Source organism: Burkholderia sp. 22PA0099 (genome assembly GCF_047497165.1).
Taxonomy (GTDB): domain Bacteria; phylum Pseudomonadota; class Gammaproteobacteria; order Burkholderiales; family Burkholderiaceae; genus Burkholderia.
Genome location: NZ_CP163164.1, coordinates 1,521,020 through 1,541,991, shown reverse-complemented (window position 1 = coordinate 1,541,991; position 20,972 = coordinate 1,521,020). Strand labels below are relative to the sequence as shown.

The following is a 20,972-nucleotide window of genomic DNA, read 5'->3' as shown; positions in this document are numbered from 1 at the left end:
GTCAGGCAAATCGGGCACAATACAGCCCGTAATGTCGATGCCCGCGCGCCGCGGCGCTTTGCGGGGAAAGCCAAATGGATCAACGGACCAGAACAGAAAAAATCTTCGAAAGGGTGCAGGCGGCCAAGCTGGTCAAGCTCTCGGAGCTATCCAGCGAGTTCGGCGTGTCGATGCCAACCATTCGAAAGGACATCGACGAGCTGCAGCGCCTGGGGCGCGTCGAGCGCGTGCACGGCAACGTGCGCCTGAAGCCCGCGCAGCCGGCCGATGCCCCGCGCGCGGCCGTGCTGGCCACCAGCGAGGAAAAGGCGCAGATCGGCCGCAAGGCGGCCAGCCTGATCGCCAACGGCGACGCCGTGATCCTCGATTGCGGAGCCACCACCACCGAGCTTGCCAGGAACCTCGTCGAGCGCCAGAACCTGCGGATCGTCACCAATGCGCTGAACATCGCGATCCTGCTCGGCGCGGAGCCGACCAACCGGCTGATGCTGACGGGCGGCGTGTTCAAGGCCGAGACGATCGCCGTGTCGGGCGAGAAGGCCTCGCAATTCTTCGAGGGGATGTTCGTCGACAAGCTGTTCCTGGCGGCGGGCGGCGTGTCGATCGAGGCCGGCATTTCGTACCCGGACTTCATCGATCTGCACGTCAAGCACGCGATGATCGGCGCGGCGAAAACCGTCTACCTGCTCGCCGATTCGAAGAAGTTCGGCAAGCGCGAGTTCGCCACGTTCGGCGCGATGGACCGGGTGGATTTCCTGATCACCGATGCGGGCTTGGCGCAGGAGTATGTGGACTGGGTGACGGGGTTGGGGATCGGAATTATTTATGCGTGAGGGGCAATGCGCGCGCAACGGCGCGGGTTGCGACGGGTTTTATCTGATATTCGGATAAAGTTGGAATAGCTGATATACAGATATCTTGTAAATATCGGAATATCGGATAAAATCCGAATATCTGAAATCCGGATATCTCGAATGGCCCTCATCCTGTCGCCCCAGAAGCTGATGTCCGATCTGCAGCTCGGTCAATTGCTGAAGACGGCCCGCAAGCGGCGCAAGCTCACGCAGGCGCAGGTCGGGACGCGGCTGGGCCTGAGCCAGAACCGCATCTCCCATCTCGAACAGCACCCTGACGAGCTGAGTTTCCGGCAGTTGTTGGGGTGGTGCGCCATCGTCGGCCTCGAATTACGGCTGGGCGAGCGCGACCCCGCGCCGCCGACCGACGAGCTGGAGTGGTAAGCGATGGGACGCCGCTCGCACAGCCAAACGCTCGCGCTCTGGGCCAACGGCGAGCCAGTCGGCCGCTGGACCCTCACCACGCGCGGCGAGATGGAATTGCGCTACGACGATGCGTGGTTCAGTTCCCCGAGAGGACGGCCGCTCTCGCTGTCGCTGCCCTTCAGCGCCGGCAACAGCCCGCTGCGCGGTGATGCGGTCGCGCATTATTTCGAAGGATTGCTGCCCGACAGCGACACCATCCGCAAACGCGTTGCGGCCCGCTTCCGGACGGGCTCCACCGATGCCTTCGACTTGCTGGGCGCGATTGGCCGCGATTGCGTGGGCGCGCTGCAACTGCTGCCCGAAAACGAAGTGCCTCACGGCGTCGATCGCATCGATGGCATTGCATTGAATGACGACGACATCGAGCGCCATCTGCTGGAAGTCGTGGCGCCCGACCGCTTCGCCAGCACACGCGATCCCGACGACGATTTCCGGATTTCGCTGGCCGGTGCGCAGGAGAAGGACGCGTTCCTCTGGTGGGACGGAAAGTGGATGAAACCGCGTGGGGCCACACCCACCACACACATCTTCAAGCTGCCGCTCGGCCTGATCGGCGGCCGGCGCGCCGACTTCACGACGTCGGTGGACAACGAATGGCTGTGCCTGCGGCTGTTCAAGGCCTATGGCCTGCCGACCGCCAACGCACGCATTGCCACGTTCGGCACGCAGCGCGTGCTCGTCGTCGAGCGCTTCGATCGGATCGTCTCATCGGACGGCACGCGCCTGCTTCGTCTCGTTCAGGAGGATTTCTGCCAGGCTACCGGCACCTCGCCGCTGATCAAGTACGAGAACGAAGGCGGCCCGGGTCTGACGCAGTTGTTCGCACTGGCGCATCAGTCCCTCGATGCCGAGCGCGATCTTCGCACCCTGATGGCGACGCAAATCCTGTTCTGGCTCCTGCAAGCGCCGGACGGTCATGCGAAGAACTTCAGCATCCAGTTGCAGGGCTCCGCCGCCTCCGGTTTTCGCCTGACGCCGATCTACGACGTGATGTCCGCCTACCCGGTGCTCGGCAATGGCGCGAACCAGTGGGCCGCACGGGACATCAAACTGGCGATGGCGTTGCTGGGCAAGCGCCGCCACTACCACGTGCATACGATTCAGCGCCGGCACTTCAACAGCACGGCCCGGAAACTCCGCTACGGCGGCGACGCCGAGCCGCTCATTCAAGAGCTGATCGCGCGCACGCCCGCAGTGATCGAGCAAGTGCAGGCGGATCTGCCGTCGGGCTTTTCACAGCGTGTCGCCGACAAGGTATTGGGTGGGCTGCGCAGTGCGGTCCAAGCACTTGAACGGATGCCGCCCGATTGAGGCTCGCTGCGAGGCGGGCACGAGCGTCATGAGATGCCGCCCGCCCCGACGGGAATCCCGGCTCCCCCGCCCCCCTGCTCCGCCATCCCCGTCACCCACCGCTCGAACGCCGCCACCGCCTCGTCCCCGGCCCGTTCGGCGTTCACCATCAGCGTGAAATCCGGCGCGAGCCACACCGGCCCCGCGATCGGGCACACCAGCCGGCCGGCCGCGAGGTCGCGCTCGATCAGCGGCAGCGACGCCAGCGCCACGCCCAACCCTTCCTGCGCGGCGGCCAGTTGCAGATAGACGTGATCGAATTCCACCTGCCGCGCCGGTTGCAGCCCGGCCGCGCCCGCCTCCTTGAGCCAGCGCGACCACGCCGTGCGCGTGCTCGACGAATGCAGCAGCGTGTGATGACGGAGATCGGCGACGCCCTGGATCGGCTTGTTGCGCAACAGCGCCGGGCTGCAGGCCGGAATGCGCGCGTCGGCCATCAGCACGCGCGAGCTCACGCCCGCGCCGGGCTCCGGCCCGGAGCGCACGCCGATATCGAACGCGTCGCCGATATAGCGCAGCTTGCGCGAGGTGGTGGTCACGCGCACGTCGATCTCGGGGTAGCGCGTGTGGAAATCGGCCAGGCGCGGCAGCAGCCAGCACAGCGCGAAGCTGGCCAGCACGTTGACGCGCACCACGCCGGACACGCGCCTCGGCACCTGATCGTGGCGCAGCCGCGCCGCGCCGAACGCGAGCCGCTCGAACGCGCCGCTGACGTCGCCGAGCAGGGCGGCGCCGTCGTCGGTCAGCACCACGCCGCGCGCGCGGCGCTCGAACAACGGCACGCCGAACCAGTCCTCCAGCAGGCGAATCTGCTTGCCGACCGCCCAGTGCGTGACATGCAGCGCGTCGGCCGCGGCGGCGAAGCTGCCGAGCCGCGCCACCGCCTCGAAATGGCGCAGCGCATTGAGCGGCGGCAGCGCATCGCGCTCCGCGCCGGGTCCAGGGCCGATCGGTGCATTCGTGCTCATGACGTGACTTTTATTCCCGTGAAGCCCGATATTACGTCAATTGAGCGACGCGCCGCCGCGCCCTAGAATTTCCCTCGGATCGCCGTATTCGCCGCAGGCCACGCTTGAATCGGCGTGCCGATCCGGCTCCTCGACCGCCTCACGTGCCCCAACCCAACCGCCCGTCACCCGCGAAACCGCTCATGCGCTCCAGACTGTCCGCCGTGCTGTCGTCGTTTTCCCCGGCCCGCTCGCCCGCGCCGCCGTCATCGTCGACGTCGCGCCGCCGCGTGCTGTGGCTGTCGTGCGTGGCGCACGCGCTGCACGACGGCTACACGGACATGATCTACGTGCTGCTGCCCGTCTGGCAGGCCGATTTCGGCCTCGGCTACGGCGCGCTGGCGATGCTGCGCGGCATCTACGCCGGCACCATGGCGAGCCTGCAACTGCCGGCCGGGCGCGTCGCGCAACGCTTCGGCGCGCGCGCCACGCTGGTGGGCGGCACGCTGCTGGCCTCGCTCGGCTATGCATGCGCCGGCCTGTCGGGCAGCCTGCTCGGCCTGTGCGTGACGCTGGCGATCTCGGGCAGCGGCTCCAGCACCCAGCATCCGCTCGCCTCGGGCGCGGTGTCGCGCGCCTACGGCCGCGACGCGCGCGGCCCGCTCAGCGTCTACAACTTCGCCGGCGACCTCGGCAAATCGGCGCTGCCAGCGGCCATCGCGCTGCTGATCACGCTGATGCCGTGGCGGCATGCGCTGTGGCTGATGTCGGTGCTCGGCGTGGCGGTGGCGCTCGGCCTCGCGATCTGGCTGCCGAACCTCGCGCGCACGGTGGTGGCGGCCGATGCCAAGGCATCCGAAACATCCGACTCGCCGGCCCAGGCGGCGCACGGCAAGCGCGCGTTGCGCTACGGCTTCTGGCTGCTGTTCTCGATCGGCGTGTTCGACACCGCCGTGCGGATGGGCGTGCTGACCTTCCTGCCGTTCCTGATGAAGGCCAAGGGCGCGTCGGGGCCGCAGGTCGGCACGGCGCTGGCGCTGGTGTTCATCGGCGGCGCGGCCGGCAAGTTCGCGTGCGGATGGATCGGCGAGCGGATGGGCGTGTGCGGCACGGTGCTGGCCACCGAAAGCGCAACGGCCGCCTGCATCGTCGCGCTGCTGTTCGCGCCGCTCGGCCCCACCTGGGTGCTGCTGCCGCTGCTCGGCACGATGCTGAACGGCACCTCGTCGGTGCTGTACGGCACGGTGCCGGAGCTGTCGCCGGCCGACGGCACCGAGCGCGCGTTCGCGCTGTTCTATACCGGCGCGATCGCGGCCGGGGCGATCGCGCCGGTGCTGTACGGCGTGCTGGGCGACCGGATCGGCGTGACGGGTGCGACGGTGGCCACGGCGTTGACGGCCGTGGCGATCCTGCCGATGGCGCTGTTCCTGCGTGGCTATCTAGCGCCGGACAAAACGTCGCAGGCCTGAGCGCGCGGCGCGTCTCCATTGCCTGCGCCGCATGCGGCGCTTTCCCTCCCGCCCCGCTCCCGACACCACGGTGCGCTCCCGCGCCGTGGCCCGCCCGCCAAGCTTCTCCCGCCGATTCGCAAATGACTGCGCCACTGCGACACTTCATGCAATCGCATGGCCCACACATCTTCCATCAGCAAACCTCATAGGTCGAATCAGCAATATTCGCTTTGTCGAAGATATTCGCTCCGGCATAGTCGGAACACGCAGGCGGCCCCGCCAGCCGGTTCGTGATCCTGACTAACCGGCGCAGCCACGCCGCCGTGCGCACCTTGCCGAATTTTCGGTTTCCGAACCTTCGACTCATTCGCCACGACCATGGATCATCCGCTCCGCGCGGCGCTCGCCGCCGAACTGCATGCCCGGCCATTCCTGCGCGTGACGAGGGCCGTCACGCTGACGCACTTCGCCGTCTACAGCGACGCAGATCCGGCCCTGCACGAAACCCTGCTCCACACGCTCTGCACGGCGGCCGGCCTGCCCGCGCCGCCCGACGGCGCGACCCATCACGCCGCCGACAGCGCGCTCGGCTGGCAACTGAAATGGGAACGGCACACCGAGTTCTCCACCTTCACGTTCCTCGCCCCGCGCGACGACACCCAGTATTTCGACGACCTCGCCACGCGCCGCATTCCCGATAGCTGGTTCGCCCAACTGAACGGCGTGCGCTTCGTCGCCGCGCGGCTCGAACTGCTGTCGGGCGACGCGGCGCAGGCCGCGCGCGCCTCGATGCGCGACTGGATCGATGGCCCGGTGCTGACCGGCAGCAACGTGCTCGGCAGCGGCAGCGTGTTCTGCGACTGGACGGTGCGCGACGACGGCTTCATGCGCTTCCTGGTGATCGACGACGATTTCCGCGAGGAGCAAGGCGGCCGGCTGCTGCAACGGCTCTACGAGATCGAGACCTACCGCATGATGGCGCTGCTCGCGTTCCCGGCCGCTCGCGCGCTGGGCCGCGAACTCGACGGCATCCACGCGTCGCTGCAGGCGCTGGTCGGCAGCATGGACGGCCGGCTCGCGGCCGGCGACGACGCCGATCTGCTGATGAAGCTGACCCACCTCGCCGCGCGCGTCGAGCATCTGGCCGAAGTCAGCGGGCGCTTCAGCGCATCGCGCGCCTACGAAAAGCTGGTGCTGGCGCGCATTCACGAACTGCGCGAGGAGCGCATCGAGGGCGTGCCGACCATCTCCGAATTCATGGAACGCCGCTTCGCGCCGGCCATGGAAACCTGCCGCAGCGTGTGGTCGCGCCACGAGCAGATCGCCGCACGCATCGCGCGCGCCGTGGACCTGCTGCGCACACGCGTGAATCTCGCGCAGGAACGCGACGTCACGCGCCTGCTCGAAGGCATGGAACGCACCTCGCGCAACCAGTTGCATCTGCAACATGCGGTGGAAGGGCTCTCGGTGGCGGCCATTTCGTACTACGTGCTGTCGCTGGCGGCCACGGCCTTCAAGGCGCTGCACGTGATGAACCTGCCGATCGACCCCGAACTCGCCGAAGGCCTGCTGATCGGCCCGGTGGTGCTCGCGGTGGTGATGATCACGCGGCGCACGCGAGCGCGCATTCGCGCCGCCGATGACGCCCACGGCGGCCACGACCCGCATGCCGCGCCGGGCGGGCAACGCCCCGCCGGCGGCAGGCGGCTGCACACCGTGCGGCAAGCCACGCCCAGCGCCTGATCCTCAGGATTCCGATCGACTTACTTTCCAGTTCGACTGAACCATCATGAACGCCACCACCCAAGCCGCCGCCATCGCCGCCCCGTCCACCATCGAACACACGCCGGCCCAAACCGTCACGCCATATCGCGCCGTGCTGCAACACCCCACCTCGGCGCTGGCCGGCCATGCGGGCGATCACCCCGAAGTCGCCACCAGCGCGATCCTCGGCTACAACTGATCGCATCGCGGGCGCGAGGCGGGCTTCAGCGGTGAAACAGCGGTAAAGCGGCAGTCGGGCAACGCGGCGGCGGATGCCGCCCGAACGCTCAATGCCCGAGCGATTCGATCTTCTCGCCGCCCGGCACGGCTTGCTGCGGACGCACGCTCTGCTTGACCAGCAGCGCGACGCACGACACCAGGCCGGCCACGGCGACGGTGGCGAACACGTTGGCGAAGCTGACGTGGCGCGCCGTCAGGTTGGCGACCAGGAACGAGCCGGCGATGCCGCCGAAGCGGCCGATGCCGAGCATCCAGGCCACGCCCGTGCCGCGCCCCGCGGTGGGATAGAACGCGGCGGCCAGCGCCGGCAGCGACGATTGCGCCGTGTTCATCAGCACGCCGGCCAGGAACACGATCACCACCAGCGCGCCCACGTTGCCCGCGGCCTGCCCGATGAAATAGACGCTGACGGCCGTCAGCGCGTAGCACACCGCCACCACGCGGTTGGCGTTGAAGCGATCCATCAGCACGCCGCTCAACACCGCGCCCACGCCGCCCAGCGGGAACAGCGCGGAGATCAGCGTGGCGGTTTTCGGCGCGAGGCCGGCATCCTTGAGCAGGATCGGCATCCAGTTGATCGACGCGTAGAAGATCACCAGGCCCATGAAGTAGGCGATCCAGAGCATCACCGAGCCGACGATGTACTGGCGCGACAGCACCACGGCCGCGCCCTTGCCCGGCGTTTGCGGGGCGGTTTCGGTCAGCACGAAGCCGCCGGCTTCCAGCGCCGCCGCCGACACGCGCGCCAGCGTCGCGCGAATCCGCTCGACCGGCTTGCGCGTGGCCACCATGAAGCGCACCGATTCCGGCATCTTGGTCATCAGCGCCACACTGAGCACCAGCGGCGCGATGCCGCCGAGCATCAGCACGCTGCGCCAGCCGAACTGCGGAATGATCCAGGCCGCCAGGAAGCCGCCGAGCGCCGCACCGAGCGGGAAGCCGCAGAACATCAGGTTGATCACGGTGGCACGGCGGCGGTCGGGGCAGAACTCGCCCATCATCGTGACCGCGTTCGGCATCGCCGCGCCCAGGCCCACGCCGGTGATGAAGCGCAGCGTGGTCAGCTCGCCGATGCTGGACGAAAACGCCGAGCCGAGGCAGGCCACGCCGAACAGCAGCACCGAGCCGGTCAGCAGCACGCGGCGGCCGAGGCGGTCGGACAGCGGCCCCGAGGCGAGCGCGCCACAGGCCAGGCCGAACAGCGCGGCGCTCAATACCGGCGCGAGATCGGGCTTGGTCAGGTGCCATTCGGACAGCAGCGACGGCGCGATGAAGCCGATCGCGGCCGTGTCGAAGCCGTCGAGCAGCACGATCACGAAGCACATCAGGAAGATCAGCCACTGGAAGGCGCCGAACGGCTGTTCGTTGATGAACGTCTGCACGTTCACGACGGGGCTACGACTCATCTCGGGTCTCCTGCGGCGGTGGGGCGGACTGCGCCGCCTCTATCACGTTGATCGGCTCGGGTGCGCTGAAAATTCGTATGCCGAACTTCAGTTCCGAAGTTGAACACTTTAGTGTTGCAACGCAAGATCGGTCAACGCGGGGTAGTACCAATGGCAATCGTCATGTGAAAGAAAGCTTGCCGTGGGGTTGAGGCTCAGGCAGCGCTCGGCAGCCGAGCGAATGTCGATTTTCAGTTTCGTATTCGTGATGCGGCGGCTACGCGACGCGTCTGTCGACCCTGGGGAAAACAACAACCTCACCCGATCAAGGTGCGGCCAGGAACGTCGTGACGGCCTCGTTCAACGAATCGGCGCATTCTTCCGGCAACCAATGGCCGCAGCCGGGAAGCACCTTGCCGGTGACGTGATCGGCGTAGCGGCTGACGACCTGCTGCTCGTATTCGCCCAGGCCGCCGTTGCCGCCACCGCCGATCGCCAACATCGGAGTCCTGATCTTTTCCCGCGAAAGCTGCTTGTTGTCGAGCACCCCCTGGTTCAACACACGGTAATACTCGAACGCGGCATGCAGGCTCTGCGGCTTCGCGTATGACTTGCCATAGAGATCGAGAAGCTGCGGCGTGAAAACCGCCGTATTGGCGGCATGCACCTTGATGAAGTGCTCGAAAAAGACCCGCTCCTTGCCGGTGATCAGCGTTTCCGCAAGCTGGTTGTCCGCATCGAAGAAGCTGAAATGCCAGACCAGCGATTCGCCCTTGGACGTAAAGGCGGGGAAGCCATAGATGCTGTCGTCCGGAATGGGCGCTTCCATGTAGACGGCGCGCCGAATCGTGCCCTGATGCTTGACCAGCATGGGGTAGGTGTTCCAGATGCCGATGTCGTGCGCCACCAGATCGAACTGCTGGCCGCCGCTGAATGTCTCCGCCAGTCGATACAGCAACGGCGCCACGTCGATCGCGCGATACGACGCGGGAACCGCCGATTGTCCGAGGCCCGGCAGATCGACCGCCACGACGGTGTGGTTCTTCGCCAGCACCGGCATCAATTGATGCCACTCGTACCATGACTGGCCGAAGCCATGCACCAGATACACCAGCGGCCCGCTGCCGCCTTTGACGTAATGCAGGCGAACGCCGTCGACCGTCTGGTAATCGCTGGAAAAGCCCGGCGGAACGGGGAATTCGTCGGCGGCGAACGTCGGCGCGGCGAGCAATGCAGCAGCCGAGACGGCAAGCGTTGAAAGCAGTTTCTTTAACACGGCAGGTTTCTCCAACTAAACGAGGGGGATGAGCTTCGGTGTCGGCCATCGGCCGACAAGGGAAATTTTTTCGACGGGTATTACGGGGCCGCGCCCGCTTTCACAAGGTGATCGGTCATGGCCTGGATGCCTCAGTGTCCGACGCCGCGCACATGACGCGATCCGGCCTTGAAGCCATGCGTTCGCGCCGCTGCCGCGATGACGAATCCGATCGCCAGCAGCACCACCAACGCGGGCGGAAACGACGACGCACCCCACGTATCCAGCAGCACACCACCCACCAGTCCGCCACCCGCGATGGCGCCGTTCCAGGCCACGACGTTCATCGACAGCGCCACGTCTGCGCCGTCGCCGGCGGTATCGGCCAACGCGGTTTGCAACAGCGTCGCCGCACCGCCGAACGTCAGCCCCCACACCGCCACGCCCACATAGATCGCCGCCGGCATGCGCGCCAGCCAGACGAACAGCAGCGAGACGGCGGCGAAGATCGCCAGGCTGGCCAACACCGCGACGCGCAGATGGTGATCGACCAGACGCCCCGCGATCCCGATGGCAAGCAGCGCAGCCGCGCCGAAGGTCAGCAGCACCACGTCCACATTCGCCGCCAGGCCGGCCTGCGCCACGAACGGCGCGATGTAGGTGTAGAGAATGTTGTGCGCCAGCATCCAGGCGATCACCACGCCGAGCACCGGGCGCACGCCCGGCGTCGTGAACACCCGTCGTAACGGCAAACGCTCGTGGCTGGCTTGACCCGGATAATCCGGCACCTTCGCGAGCACCCACCCGATCAACACCAGGGTCAGCGCCGACATGACGGCAAAGGCACTGCGCCAACCGATCACGGTGCCCAGCCAGGTGCCCAGGGGCACGCCGAGCGACAGCGCGATCGGCGTGCCGACCATCGCCACCGCCAATGCCTTGCCCTGTTGATGAACCGGCACCATGCGGCGGGCATACCCGGCCAACAGGCTCCAGGCCAGCCCCGCCGACACGCCGGCGAAGAACCTGGCCGCCAGCGTCAACCCGTAATTCGACGACACCGCCGTGATCGAATTGAAGACGAGGAAACCCACGATGGTCAGCAGCAGCACGTTGCGTCGCCGCCAACCCTGGGTGGCGATGGTCAGCGGAATGGCGGCCAACAACGAGCCCAGCGCATAGGCCGTAACCATCTGCCCCGCCAGCGAGGTCGAAATGCCGAGGTCCGCCGCCATCTGCGGCAACAGCCCGGCCGGGAGGGTCTCGGTGATGATGCAGATGAAGCCGGTCATGGCCAGCGCCAGGAGCGCAGCCAGTGGCAAGCGGTCGTCCTTGGCCACGGTTGAAGACAGTGTTGTCATGGAGTTCGCTGTCGGTGAAGGAGGGTTTCGGGGCCTCGAACCTGATCTGTCGGCTACGATATATATCGATCGGTACATATTTAGGCGAAAGATTCCCCTGGATGCGAGCCGATGCCGGCATCCGAGGCGGGAATCCACCTTGCCCCTGTGACAGGCAACGCGTCTAGATATGTATTGATCGATACATTACTTGTCCGTCAGCAAGCTTGTCAACGACTTATGTATCGTTTAGTATTTTAGTCATCCCTACTTTCTGGAGTTCGGCATGGCGACAATGGGACGCCCACGAACCTTCGACCGGGACAAGGCGGTCGAGCAAGCGATGGCCATCTTCTGGCAGAACGGCTATGAATCGACGTCGCTGACCCAGTTGAAGGCGGGTATGGCCAACGGCATTTCAGCGCCGAGCTTCTATGCGGCCTTCGGTTCCAAGGAGGCGCTGTTCCAGGAGTGCGTGCAACGCTACCTGTCCACTCACGCGCAGGTCACGGAATGTCTGTGGGATACGCACCTGGCGCCGCGCGATGCCATCGAAACGGCGCTGCGCAACTCGGCGAAGATGCAGTGCGAACGCGGGCACCCGAAAGGCTGCATGGTCGGGCTGGGGGTCATGAGCGCGCCGTCCGAGGAACATGCGGCCGTGACCGAGCCATTGACACGTTCGCGCACGCGAACGCGAACCGGCATCACGACCTGTGTCCAGCGCGGCATCGACAGCGGCGAACTGCGTGCCGATACCGATGCGCGGGCGCTGGCCACGGTGTTCGATGCATTCCTGCTGGGGCTTTCCACGCTGGCACGCGACGGGGTTCGTCACACCGTCATGGAAATGGCGATCGGGCAGGTCATGGCCGTGTGGGATGCAGCCTCTGCCCGTTGATGCTTGAAACAGGCCATCGATATCGAAGGCCGCCTTACAGCGTTGCCTCCCCCATCCGCACCCGGCCGCGCATGCGCTTGCGATACCAGAACGTCCACGCCATCAGGCCGCCGAACGTGATGTAGCTGAGGATCGGCGTGACGACCAGCGTGCGCTCGATCGGCCAGACCCACGCGCACCAGCTGCGCAGCGCGCATTCGATGGTCAGGCCCAGCCCCCACGCCAGCGTGATCAGCCGCAACGCGGTGCGCACCGAGGCGCTCTCGTCCCACAGCGCCTCGAAGCGCGGCACGCCGTGCTCGCCCTGGCGCGCCATGGTGGCACGCGTCAGGTAGTAGGTGATCGGCCGCCGGAACGCAAGCGACACCAGGAACACCACGCCGATCGTGCCGGACACGAACGATTCGCGCACCAGCAGCAGGCGTGGGCTGCCGCCCATCGCCATCAGCGCGATCGACAAGGCGATGCCGAGCAACGCGATGGCCGACAGCGCATCCACGCGGCGCGTTCGCGCGAATTCGACGATGCCCCACGCGAGCGGCGGCACGGCCGACGCGTACAGCGCGCCCGAATCGCCCCAGACCGGCAGCGCAAGCCGGTAGACGACCCAAGGCAGCACGAAATTGACGACCAGTTCGGCAACGAAGGCAGCGCGAATTTTCACGGCGGAGGGGCCGCGCGGGCAAGCCGGCACGGCGAGGCAATGAGGGACGGGCCAGTATAAAGGCGAACGGCCAGCGAAGTGGCCGTGCCGGTAGCGCGCCCGCCGGGTGGCGGGCGGCGGCCGAAGCCGCGTATGCCGGGTTACGTCGGAGTCACGTCGAGGCCGGCGCGCGGCCTTGGCGCGGCGCGCTCACGAGGCCGCTGCGCTCCACCAGCGCGCCGAACAGCAGGCCGAGCGTGGTCCACAGGATCGCCTGCATGCCGATCACGGCCACGCGAAACTTCCACAGCACCACGGCCGGGAATGCGGCCGGCACCTCGTTGATGGTGGGCAGCGCATATTGCACGGCCGCCACGATCGCGAGATAGATCAGCCCCGCGACGATCGACGCGTTCCACTGCCCCATGCGCGCCGCGAACGCACGCCGCAGGTTCAGCGAGAACACCGCGGCGGCGATCGAGATCGCGATCATCAGGAAGAACAGCCCGGTGCGATAGCCGATCGTGTCGGGGTCGCCCACCGACGGCGGGTTCGCCGGGTACTTGAGGTTCGGCACGATCACGAGCGAGACGAACGCGGCCAGCGCGAGGCAGGCCGACAGCGTGCGCGGGCGCGTGCTGCCGATCCGCCCGTACGAAAACGCGAACGTCAGCGCGAACAGCCCGCCGAGCGCCGCGCCGTACACCACCACGCCGGTGCCGAGGCCGAGCCCCGCTTGCGTAGGACGGCTGACGAGTTCGGGTTCGGGCGCCTCGCCCTTGGCGGCGTCGATCTTTTCCTCGAACGAGATCGCCTGATCGACTTGCGGCTCGCCGGCGATGCGGGCGAAACCGAACGTGAGCAGCCCCGCGGCGATGCCGGCGAGCATCCCGCGTACCAACAGTTTTCCGACCATGGAGGCCCCCGTCAGTGGCAGGGGAAGCCGAGCAGATGGCGGGCGTCGTGCACGAACTCGTGCACGTACATGCCCGGCACGATCGAGGTCGCGCCTTCTTCCGCGCCGACGAAATAGAGCGCGAGCAGCATCAGCAGGCCGCCGAACACGATCCACGGCATCAGCTCGCGGACGGGGATGGGCGCCGGTGCGGCGACCGGCTTCAGGGTGACTTCGGACATGAACGGTTCTCCAGGGATGACGCGCCCCGACTGGCCAACGAAGGCAGTCAACGGAATCAGGGGGTGAATCGCCAAGGCAGGTCTGGCTCGGGCATACGGGGTGCCGCTCACAGTGGCGCGACCGCGCCGGATTCTCACCGGCTTCCGCTCCTGGCAACGGCTGGATTCTACGCGTGATGGCGGTGGAGCGGAAATGGGGGTGCTGGGGTGGCGCTGAGTGGTCCTGATTAGCTCGGATTGGCCCCGGCTGTCTCGGCTGTCTCGGCTGTCTCGGCTGTCTCGGCTGTCTCGGCTGTCTCGGCTGTCTCGGCTGTCTCGGCTGTCTCGGCGATCCCCGGCTGGTCCCTGACCCGCTCCGGCTGTCTCGCCCATCCGGCCGGCCCCGGCTGCCCCAATTCCCCCGGGCGCAACGACTGGGCTATGCTGCAAAACCGATGCGGCCGCTCCCGCCGCGCCCCGCCACCGAAGCCAGATGACCGTCACCGTCCGCCTGATCTCGCACGCCGCCACCGCCGAACTGCGCGCCGGCGCCTTCCCCGCCGACGAAGCGCTCGACGCACGCGGCCTTGCCGACGCCGCGCGGGCCGCCGCGCAATGGCACTGGCCGCGCGACGTGCAGGCGCTGTCGTCGCCCGCGCTGCGCGCCCGGCAAACCGCCGAGGCGCTCGGCTTCGCCGCCGCCGGCATCGAGCCCGCGCTGGCCGATCTCGACGCCGGCCGCTGGCGCGGCGCGAAACTCGCCGCGATCGTGCAGGACGCCCGCGACGATCTCGCCGCGTGGATCGCCAACGCCGCCGCCGCCCCGCACGGCGGCGAATCGTTCGTGGCCGTGTTGCAGCGCGTCGGCGCCTGGCTCGACAGCCTACCCGCCACGGTGGACCTCGTCGCCGTCACGCATGCGGCCGTGCTGCGCGCCGCGATCGCACACGCGCTCGGCACGCCGCCCGACGCGATGCTGCGCCTCGACATCGCGCCGCTCACGCGCATCGAACTGAAGCGCACGCCGCGCGGCTGGGTGCTGCGCCTCGACGACGCCGGCCTCGCCTGATCCACGCTTCGTCCGCCTGAGCCATTCACCCCGTTTGCGGGAACCCGATGGAACGCCTATGCTGGCCGGGCAACGCGCTGCACAGCATGCTTCGCCACCGCCGCCCGGTGCGTGCTCGCGGGCGCTTATCCGCACCCACGGGCACGCACCGGGCGGCGCTCTTCCCTTCCTGATCGAGGCCTCACCATGGCGTATTCGAACTATCACAAGAAGGATCTGAACGGTCGCCCGCTGCACCCCGAAACGCAAATGATGTCGTACGGCTACGACCCCTTCCTCTCCGAAGGCGCGGTCAAGCCGCCCGTGTTCCTGACCTCCACGTTCGCGTTCCGGTCCGCCGAGGACGGCGCGGCGTTCTTCGACATCGTGTCGGGCCGCAAACCGCTGCCCGAGGGCGAGGCGGCCGGCCTCGTCTACAGCCGCTTCAATCACCCGAACCTGGAAATCGTCGAAGATCGGCTCGCGCTGCTCGACGGCTCCGAGGCGGCCGCCGTGACGTCGAGCGGCATGTCGGCGATCTCCACCGTGTTCCTCGCATTCCTGAAGCCCGGCGACCAGCTCGTGCAATCCGCGCCGCTGTACGGCGGCACCGAAACGCTGATCTCGAAGATCTTCCCCGACTGGGGCGTGGGTGCACATGCCATCGACAACGGGCTCGACGCGCAATCGATTCGCGACGCGCTGGAAGCCGCCGCGCAGGCCGGCCCGGTGCGCCTCGTGCATGTGGAAACGCCGGCCAACCCCACCAATTCGATGATCGATCTCGACGCGCTGGCCGCCGAGATCGACGCCTTCGAGCAGCGCCACGGCTATCGCCCGATTTCGGTGTGCGACAACACGCTGCTCGGGCCGATCTTCCAGAAGCCTGCGGCGCACCGCATCGACCTGTCGGTGTATTCGCTGACCAAATACGTCGGCGGCCACAGCGACCTGGTGGCGGGCGGCGTGACGGGCGGCAAGACGCTGATCGCGAAGGTGCGCTCGATTCGCGGCGCGTTCGGCTCGCAGCTCGATCCGCATTCGTCGTGGATGCTGCTGCGCTCGATGGAAACCGTGGTGCTGCGCATGACGCAGGCCACCCGCACGGCAAGCCAGGTCGCGCGCTGGCTGGTCGGGAATCCGTATCAATCGGTGAGCGTGTTTCATCCCGAGTGCATCGAGGATGCGGCGTATCAGGCCGTGTATCGGCGTCAATGCACGGGGGCCGGCTCGACGTTCGCGTTCGTGCTGAACGGCGGGCGCGCGCAGGCGTTCCGCTTCATCAACGCGCTGCGGCTGTTCAAGTCGGCCGTGAGCCTGGGCGGCTCGGAATCGCTTGTGTGTCATCCGGCCTCGACGACGCATTCGGGCGTGTCCGCCGTTGCGCGCGAGAAGGCTGGCGTGAGCGAAGGCCTGATCCGGATCTCGGTGGGGCTGGAGCACGGCGACGACCTGATCGCGGACCTGGAGCACGCGTTCCAGGTGTGTGCGGAAACACGCTAACTCACGGCCAGCAAGATCCACCCCGCCACGAGATCGGCCAGCAGCAACAACGAGGCCCCGCCCGCGATCATGCGGGCGGGGCCTCGCAGCTTGAAGGCGGCCCAGCCCAGTACCACGGCCAGCCCGAGCGTGACCGGCCAATAGAGGCAGCCGAACAGCGGCAGCAGAAGATAAAACGGAATATCGATGCTGATATCGCTCATGGTGATGTCGAAGTCCTAAACGGAACACGGTGTTTCGAACGCCACCCGTAAATACGGGCTCCTCAGCAAACTCGCCGGCGTCACCGTGTTGCGTTGCCACGGAATCCGGCCGAAATACCAGAACCGCCAGAACCTCAGCTTCGGATCGGGATTGCGCCGCAGCAGGCACGCGAAGCTTTCCACCTCGCCGATCAGCACCTGCGTCGCCTCGCCGATCACCTCGCGCACGAATCGCGAGCAGAACTGACGGCGCGAATCGAGATTGAAGCCGGTATCGTAGAACGCGCCCAAGCGTCGGCGCATCGCGCAAGCGGCCGCGATGCCCCGCGTCGAGCGACATCGTGAGCCGCGCCAGCGCATAGCGCCCGTGTTCCGAGCGGCCCAGGAAACGCGCCAGCGGCGTGACGCGCGCGAACGGAAACGTGCTCTCCGCCACCAGCGGGCCGTCATAGCCGAAATCGACGATCACGCCCACGTGGTTCGTCCATGAATCCGTAGCGCGCGACACCTCCAGAAACGGCCGCGCCGTCACGCGTATGAACACCAGGTCGCCGATCCGCCAATCGTGCTCTGCGCTCTCCACGCTCATTCCGCCCGCCCCGTGTTCGACCGACATGTCGGCCTCCTCTCGTTGTGATGTGCGGGGCAGTGTCGTGCAAGGTCGCGCTTTTCGATTTTATTTCGATGGAATCTGCATAAAATGATGCGCCGAGTATCGATTTCCAATACCTCATGACCGAAACCGCCCAGCTCATCGTCACCATCAAGCAGCGCCTCAAGGCGGCGGGGCTGACCTATCGCGACGCGGCGCATGCGCTCGGCCTTTCCGAGCCTAGCGTGAAGCGCCTGCTCACGGGCGGCCGCCTGACCGTCGAGCGGCTCGCTCAGTTCTGCGGCCTGCTCGGCTTGTCGATGGCAGAACTGCTGCAGGAAGCCGAAGCGGCCGCGCCTCGCCTGCACCAGCTTTCGCGCGAACAGGAGGCGAAGCTCGTCTCGAACGACAAGCTGCTGCTGGTGGCCGTGTGCGCGCTCAATCACTGGTCGCTGGAGGAAATGGTGGCCGTCTATCGGCTGTCGAAGGCCGAGTGCATCAAGCATCTGCTCGTGCTCGACCGGATGGGCCTGGCCAGCGTGAAGCCGGGCAACCGCATCCGCCTGCTCGTCGCGCGCGATTTCGACTGGCTGCCGGACGGCCCGATCCGCCAGTTCTTCGTGCATCAGGGCCTGCCCGATTTCATGCGCAGCCGCTTCAACGCGAGCGGCGAAACGCTCGATTTCGCGCACGGCATGTTGACGGCCGCCGCCTATGCGCAATTGCAGGGCGACATGCAGCGGCTGCGCAAGAAGCTGGCCGCGCTGCACGACGAATCGGCCAGCGCGCCGTTGGCCGAAAAACGCGGCACGGCGTTGCTGATGGCGATGCGGGTGTGGGAGCCGGAAGCGTTCCGCGCATTGAAGCGCGATGCAACGCTTAATTCTCCTGAACAGGTGCAATCGGCACGAAGTGCGCGCCAATCCCGATAGCCAAAACACGGCGCTTGCGGCACGATAGCGGCATTCCCCGCCTACCGAATCCGCTCACCCAATGGATGTCCGTCAACTCCGCTATTTCGTCGCCATCATCGATTCCGGCAGCATGTCGAAGGCAGCGGAGCGGCTGTTCGTGGCGCAACCGTCGCTGAGCCAGATGATGGTCACGCTCGAAGCCGAACTCGAAGCGCCGCTGTTGATTCGCAGTCCGCAAGGCGTGACGGCCACCGAGGCCGGCAAGGCGCTGTATCAACTGGCGCGCGACGTGCTGCGCCGCATGGACGAAATCCCGCAGCGGGTCAAATCGGGCGGCGGCAGCGTGTCGGGCACGGTGGCGATCGGCTTTCCGACCACCATCGCGTCGGTGCTCGCCACGCCGCTGTTCATCAGCGTCGCGCAAAAATACCCCGGCATTCGCCTGCAGATCTTCGAGAGCATGAGCGGCTATATCACCGAGCTGCTCGCGAACGGGCGGCTCGATCTGGCGATCCTGTTCCGCGACACCGAAAGCCTCGGCGTGTCGGTGCATCCGTTGTTCGACGAGGATCTCTACGTGGTCGGCGGCACCATCGAAGGGCTGCCCGACGACGCAAAAACCTGCCCGCTGAAGCGGCTCGCCAACGTGCCGATGGTCGCGCCGGGCCGCTCGAACGGGTTGCGGCTGCAGATCGAGCGCACGTTCTTTCAAGCCGATGTGGAATTGAACATCGTCGCCGACATCGATTCCCTGCCCACCATGCTGGAGATCGCGGAATCGGGCGCGGCCTGCACCGTGCTGCCCGCTTCGGCGCTGGCGCGCCGGCATTTCCAGAAGCCGCCGCGCATCGCGCGCATCGACGAGCCGACCATGACGCGCGCCGCCAGCCTGTGCTGGTCGAAGGCGGTGCCGATGATCGCGGCCACGCAGGCCGTGCGCAACACGATGATCGAGTTGATCGCCGAGTTGCAGCGTCAGGGGGTGTGGCAGGGCATCACGTTGCGCACGCCGGCGTAAGCGCCGCCCCCGTCGAAGCTCGCAGAATGCGCTCGGCTTTGCGCGCCACCGGCGCATCGATCATCTTGCCGTCAACCGTGGTAGCCGCCCCGCCGCTGCGTTCGAGCGCGTCGATCACGCGCCGCGCCCAGTCGATCTCGTCAGCGCCGTATGCGAACGCGGCATGCACCGGCGCGATCTGCTTCGGATGAATGCAGAGCTTCGCGCCGAAGCCGAGGTTGCGCGCTCGCGTCGTGTCGTCGTGAATCAGGCGCGCGTCGTCGAGCGATTCGGCGATGCCGTCCACCGGCGCATCGAGTCCGGCCAGCACCGATTCGTAAGTCAGCATCGAGCGGAACATCAGCAACTCGTCGCCGGTGCCGCGAATGCCGGTTTCCACCTGGAAATCGAGCGTGCCGAACAACAGCCGCGCCACGCGCGGCGCGCGGGCCAGTTCGCGCAGCGCATCGAAACCGGCGGCCGTCTCGATCAACGGCAACAACGCCGCGTTGCCCGGCAATTGCGCCGCCAGCGCACGCAGTTGCGCGCCGCTGGCGGCCTTCGGCACGACCAGCCCATCCGGTGAAGCGGTGCCCGGAGCTGTCAGGCAGCGCACGTCGTCCGCGTAATACGGCGTATCCGCCGCATTGATCCGCACCAGCACCGGCCCCCCGCCCGGCTTCCTCTGCGCGAGCCACGCGCACACGGCGTCACGTGCGGCCGCCTTGTCGGCCAGCCCGACCGCATCCTCCAAATCCAGGATCACCGCATCCGCGCCGCTCGCGCAGGCCTTGTCGAACCGCTCGGGCCGGTTGCCCGGCACGAACAGATAGCTGCGCTCATGCATCGGCATCACCCGTTGGTTGCATAGTCTTCCTTCTCCGAACGCGCGAAGCCCAGCTCGCGCAGGATTGCTTCGGTGTGCTCACCGAGCGCCGGAATCGGATCCATGCGCGGCATGAACGAGGCCGGTACGCCCGGCGGATACATCGCCGGAATCTTGCCGGCCGGGCTGTCCACGGTGGTCCAGCGCCCGCGCGCCTCGAGTTGCGGATGGCGCCACACGGCCTGCATGTCGTTGACGTTGGCGTTGGCGATGCCGGCCGCGTCGAGCCGCGCGATGACCTGCGCCGCGCTCGACGCCGCCAGCGTGGCCGTGATGATCGCGCGCAGTTCGCTCTTGTGCGTCAGGCGCTTGTGGTTCGCGTCGAAGCGCGGGTCAGCGGCCAGTTCGGGCCGTTGCAACACCTCGCGGCAGAACACGCCCCACTCGCGCTCGTTCTGCAAGCCGAGCATGACCACGTTGCCGTCGCCAGCCTCGAACGGCCCGTACGGAAAGATCGTGGCGTGCGACGCGCCCGAGCGCGGCGGCGGCGCCTGGTCGTCGATTGCGTAGTACAGCGGAAAGCTCATCCATTCCGCCATGCTTTCGAGCATCGATACATCAATGCGGCAGCCCTCGCCGGTTTTCTGGCGTTGCAGCAGCGCGGCCATCACGTTGGTGAACGCATACATGCCGGCCGCGATGTCGGCCACCGAGCAGCCGGCCTTGGCCACCTCGTCGTCGTCGCCCGTCACCGACAGGAAACCGGCCTCGCTCTGGATCAGCAGGTCGTAGGCCTTCTTGTCGCGATACGGGCCGTCCGGCCCGTAGCCGCTGATGTTGCACACGATCATGCGCGGGTAGCGCGCGTGCAGGCTGTCGTAGTCGAGGCCGAGCCGGTCGGCCGCGCCGGGCGCGAGGTTCTGCACCAGCACGTCGGCGTCGGCCAGCAGCGCGTGCAGGATCGCCTCGGCCTGCTCGCCCTTTAAATCGAGCGCGAGGCTTTCCTTCGAGCGGTTGGTCCACACGAAGTGCGAGGACAGCCCCCGCACGCGCTTGTCGTAGCCGCGCGCGAAGTCGCCCACCTCGGGGCGTTCGATCTTGATCACGCGCGCGCCGAGGTCGGCCAGTTGCCGGGTGCAGAACGGCGCCGCGATCGCGTGCTCCAGCGCGACAACCTTGATTCCGTCGAGCGGCCGCATGCTTTCTCCTGTAGGGGT

The 20,972-nt window shown here is 67.1% G+C and carries 21 protein-coding genes, 1 pseudogene and 1 riboswitch; of the genes and pseudogenes, 11 read left to right on the top strand and 11 right to left on the bottom strand.

Features of this window, described 5'->3' with window-relative positions; translation table 11 throughout:
* The first annotated feature begins 74 nt into the window (after positions 1-74).
* The 3 genes from AB4851_RS06735 to AB4851_RS06725 all read left to right on the top strand — a co-directional run bounded on the left by AB4851_RS06735 (position 75) and on the right by AB4851_RS06725 (position 2,591).
* The gene (locus AB4851_RS06735) at positions 75-833 is read left to right on the top strand and encodes a DeoR/GlpR family DNA-binding transcription regulator (RefSeq protein ID WP_414448967.1); all 759 of its coding nucleotides are present in this window, start codon (positions 75-77) and stop codon (positions 831-833) included.
* Positions 834-974: 141 nt separating this feature from the next.
* Positions 975-1,238: a helix-turn-helix domain-containing protein gene (locus AB4851_RS06730; protein ID WP_414440303.1), complete on the top strand. Its 264-nt coding sequence runs from the start codon at positions 975-977 to the stop codon at positions 1,236-1,238.
* A gap of 3 nt (positions 1,239-1,241) precedes the next feature.
* Positions 1,242-2,591: a type II toxin-antitoxin system HipA family toxin gene (locus tag AB4851_RS06725; RefSeq protein ID WP_414448966.1), complete on the top strand. Its 1,350-nt coding sequence runs from the start codon at positions 1,242-1,244 to the stop codon at positions 2,589-2,591.
* 26 nt (positions 2,592-2,617) lie between these two features.
* Here the strand turns inward: AB4851_RS06725 and AB4851_RS06720 are convergent, their stop codons facing one another.
* Positions 2,618-3,598: a LysR substrate-binding domain-containing protein gene (locus AB4851_RS06720; RefSeq protein WP_414448965.1), complete on the bottom strand. Its 981-nt coding sequence runs from the start codon at positions 3,596-3,598 to the stop codon at positions 2,618-2,620.
* Positions 3,599-3,780: 182 nt separating this feature from the next.
* Between AB4851_RS06720 and AB4851_RS06715 the strand changes: the two genes are divergently transcribed.
* The 3 genes from AB4851_RS06715 (at position 3,781) to AB4851_RS06705 (ending at position 6,991) form a co-directional block, all read left to right on the top strand.
* Complete coding sequence (locus AB4851_RS06715) at positions 3,781-5,046, top strand: MFS transporter (protein WP_414448964.1); 1,266 nt, start codon at positions 3,781-3,783, stop codon at positions 5,044-5,046.
* A 360-nt stretch (positions 5,047-5,406) separates the two neighbouring features.
* Positions 5,407-6,771, top strand: a complete 1,365-nt coding sequence (locus AB4851_RS06710) for a DUF3422 family protein (protein ID WP_414448963.1) — start codon at positions 5,407-5,409, stop codon at positions 6,769-6,771.
* A gap of 46 nt (positions 6,772-6,817) precedes the next feature.
* Positions 6,818-6,991, top strand: coding sequence for a hypothetical protein (locus tag AB4851_RS06705; protein ID WP_414448962.1), 174 nt, complete (start codon positions 6,818-6,820; stop codon positions 6,989-6,991).
* Between the two features lie 88 nt (positions 6,992-7,079).
* Here AB4851_RS06705 and AB4851_RS06700 read toward each other — a convergent pair whose 3' ends face one another.
* The 3 genes from AB4851_RS06700 to AB4851_RS06690 form a co-directional block, all read right to left on the bottom strand.
* Entirely contained in the window at positions 7,080-8,438 is a 1,359-nt protein-coding gene (locus AB4851_RS06700; protein WP_414448961.1) for an MFS transporter, read from the bottom strand.
* A 304-nt stretch (positions 8,439-8,742) separates the two neighbouring features.
* Complete coding sequence (locus AB4851_RS06695) at positions 8,743-9,708, bottom strand: alpha/beta fold hydrolase (RefSeq protein ID WP_414448960.1); 966 nt, start codon at positions 9,706-9,708, stop codon at positions 8,743-8,745.
* Between the two features lie 116 nt (positions 9,709-9,824).
* On the bottom strand, positions 9,825-11,033 hold the full coding sequence (locus AB4851_RS06690; protein ID WP_414449146.1) for an MFS transporter: 1,209 nt from the start codon (positions 11,031-11,033) through the stop codon (positions 9,825-9,827).
* Positions 11,034-11,298: 265 nt separating this feature from the next.
* Here AB4851_RS06690 and AB4851_RS06685 point away from each other — a divergent pair, with 265 nt between their 5' ends.
* Positions 11,299-11,913: a TetR/AcrR family transcriptional regulator gene (locus tag AB4851_RS06685; protein ID WP_414448959.1), complete on the top strand. Its 615-nt coding sequence runs from the start codon at positions 11,299-11,301 to the stop codon at positions 11,911-11,913.
* 34 nt (positions 11,914-11,947) lie between these two features.
* Here the strand turns inward: AB4851_RS06685 and AB4851_RS06680 are convergent, their stop codons facing one another.
* From AB4851_RS06680 to AB4851_RS06670, 3 genes are all read right to left on the bottom strand, one after another.
* Complete coding sequence (locus AB4851_RS06680) at positions 11,948-12,577, bottom strand: VC0807 family protein (protein ID WP_414448958.1); 630 nt, start codon at positions 12,575-12,577, stop codon at positions 11,948-11,950.
* Positions 12,578-12,728: 151 nt separating this feature from the next.
* Positions 12,729-13,472 carry a CbtA family protein gene (locus AB4851_RS06675; protein ID WP_414448957.1) on the bottom strand — a complete coding sequence of 248 codons (744 nt, stop codon included), beginning with the start codon at positions 13,470-13,472 and terminating at the stop codon, positions 12,729-12,731.
* Between the two features lie 11 nt (positions 13,473-13,483).
* Entirely contained in the window at positions 13,484-13,693 is a 210-nt protein-coding gene (locus AB4851_RS06670; RefSeq protein ID WP_414440315.1) for a CbtB domain-containing protein, read from the bottom strand.
* An 80-nt stretch (positions 13,694-13,773) separates the two neighbouring features.
* Positions 13,774-13,839, bottom strand: a riboswitch (cobalamin riboswitch).
* A gap of 326 nt (positions 13,840-14,165) precedes the next feature.
* Between AB4851_RS06670 and AB4851_RS06665 the strand changes: the two genes are divergently transcribed.
* Both AB4851_RS06665 and AB4851_RS06660 read left to right on the top strand, forming a co-directional pair.
* Positions 14,166-14,741 (top strand): histidine phosphatase family protein, encoded by a 576-nt coding sequence (locus AB4851_RS06665; protein WP_414448956.1) that lies wholly within the window; start codon positions 14,166-14,168, stop codon positions 14,739-14,741.
* Between the two features lie 186 nt (positions 14,742-14,927).
* Positions 14,928-16,223 carry a cystathionine gamma-synthase family protein gene (locus tag AB4851_RS06660; protein WP_414448955.1) on the top strand — a complete coding sequence of 432 codons (1,296 nt, stop codon included), beginning with the start codon at positions 14,928-14,930 and terminating at the stop codon, positions 16,221-16,223.
* Here AB4851_RS06660 and AB4851_RS06655 read toward each other — a convergent pair.
* Positions 16,220-16,426 carry a hypothetical protein gene (locus AB4851_RS06655; protein ID WP_414448954.1) on the bottom strand — a complete coding sequence of 69 codons (207 nt, stop codon included), beginning with the start codon at positions 16,424-16,426 and terminating at the stop codon, positions 16,220-16,222. The two genes, AB4851_RS06660 and AB4851_RS06655, sit on opposite strands and share 4 nt — an antisense overlap.
* Before the next feature lie 15 nt (positions 16,427-16,441).
* Positions 16,442-17,015 (bottom strand): annotated as a pseudogene (locus tag AB4851_RS06650) (YebB family permuted papain-like enzyme).
* Positions 17,016-17,158: 143 nt separating this feature from the next.
* Between AB4851_RS06650 and AB4851_RS06645 the strand changes: the two are divergent.
* Both AB4851_RS06645 and AB4851_RS06640 read left to right on the top strand, forming a co-directional pair.
* Positions 17,159-17,950, top strand: coding sequence for a helix-turn-helix domain-containing protein (locus AB4851_RS06645; RefSeq protein WP_414448953.1), 792 nt, complete (start codon positions 17,159-17,161; stop codon positions 17,948-17,950).
* Positions 17,951-18,011: 61 nt separating this feature from the next.
* A complete protein-coding gene (locus tag AB4851_RS06640; RefSeq protein ID WP_414448952.1) occupies positions 18,012-18,950 on the top strand; it encodes a LysR substrate-binding domain-containing protein in 939 nt (312 codons plus the stop codon).
* Here the strand turns inward: AB4851_RS06640 and AB4851_RS06635 are convergent.
* Positions 18,928-19,782 (bottom strand): HpcH/HpaI aldolase/citrate lyase family protein, encoded by an 855-nt coding sequence (locus AB4851_RS06635; protein ID WP_414448951.1) that lies wholly within the window; start codon positions 19,780-19,782, stop codon positions 18,928-18,930. The two genes, AB4851_RS06640 and AB4851_RS06635, sit on opposite strands and share 23 nt — an antisense overlap.
* Entirely contained in the window at positions 19,782-20,954 is a 1,173-nt protein-coding gene (locus tag AB4851_RS06630) for a CaiB/BaiF CoA transferase family protein (protein WP_414448950.1), read from the bottom strand. The genes AB4851_RS06635 and AB4851_RS06630 overlap by 1 nt, the downstream gene beginning before the upstream one ends.
* Positions 20,955-20,972: the final 18 nt, after the last annotated feature.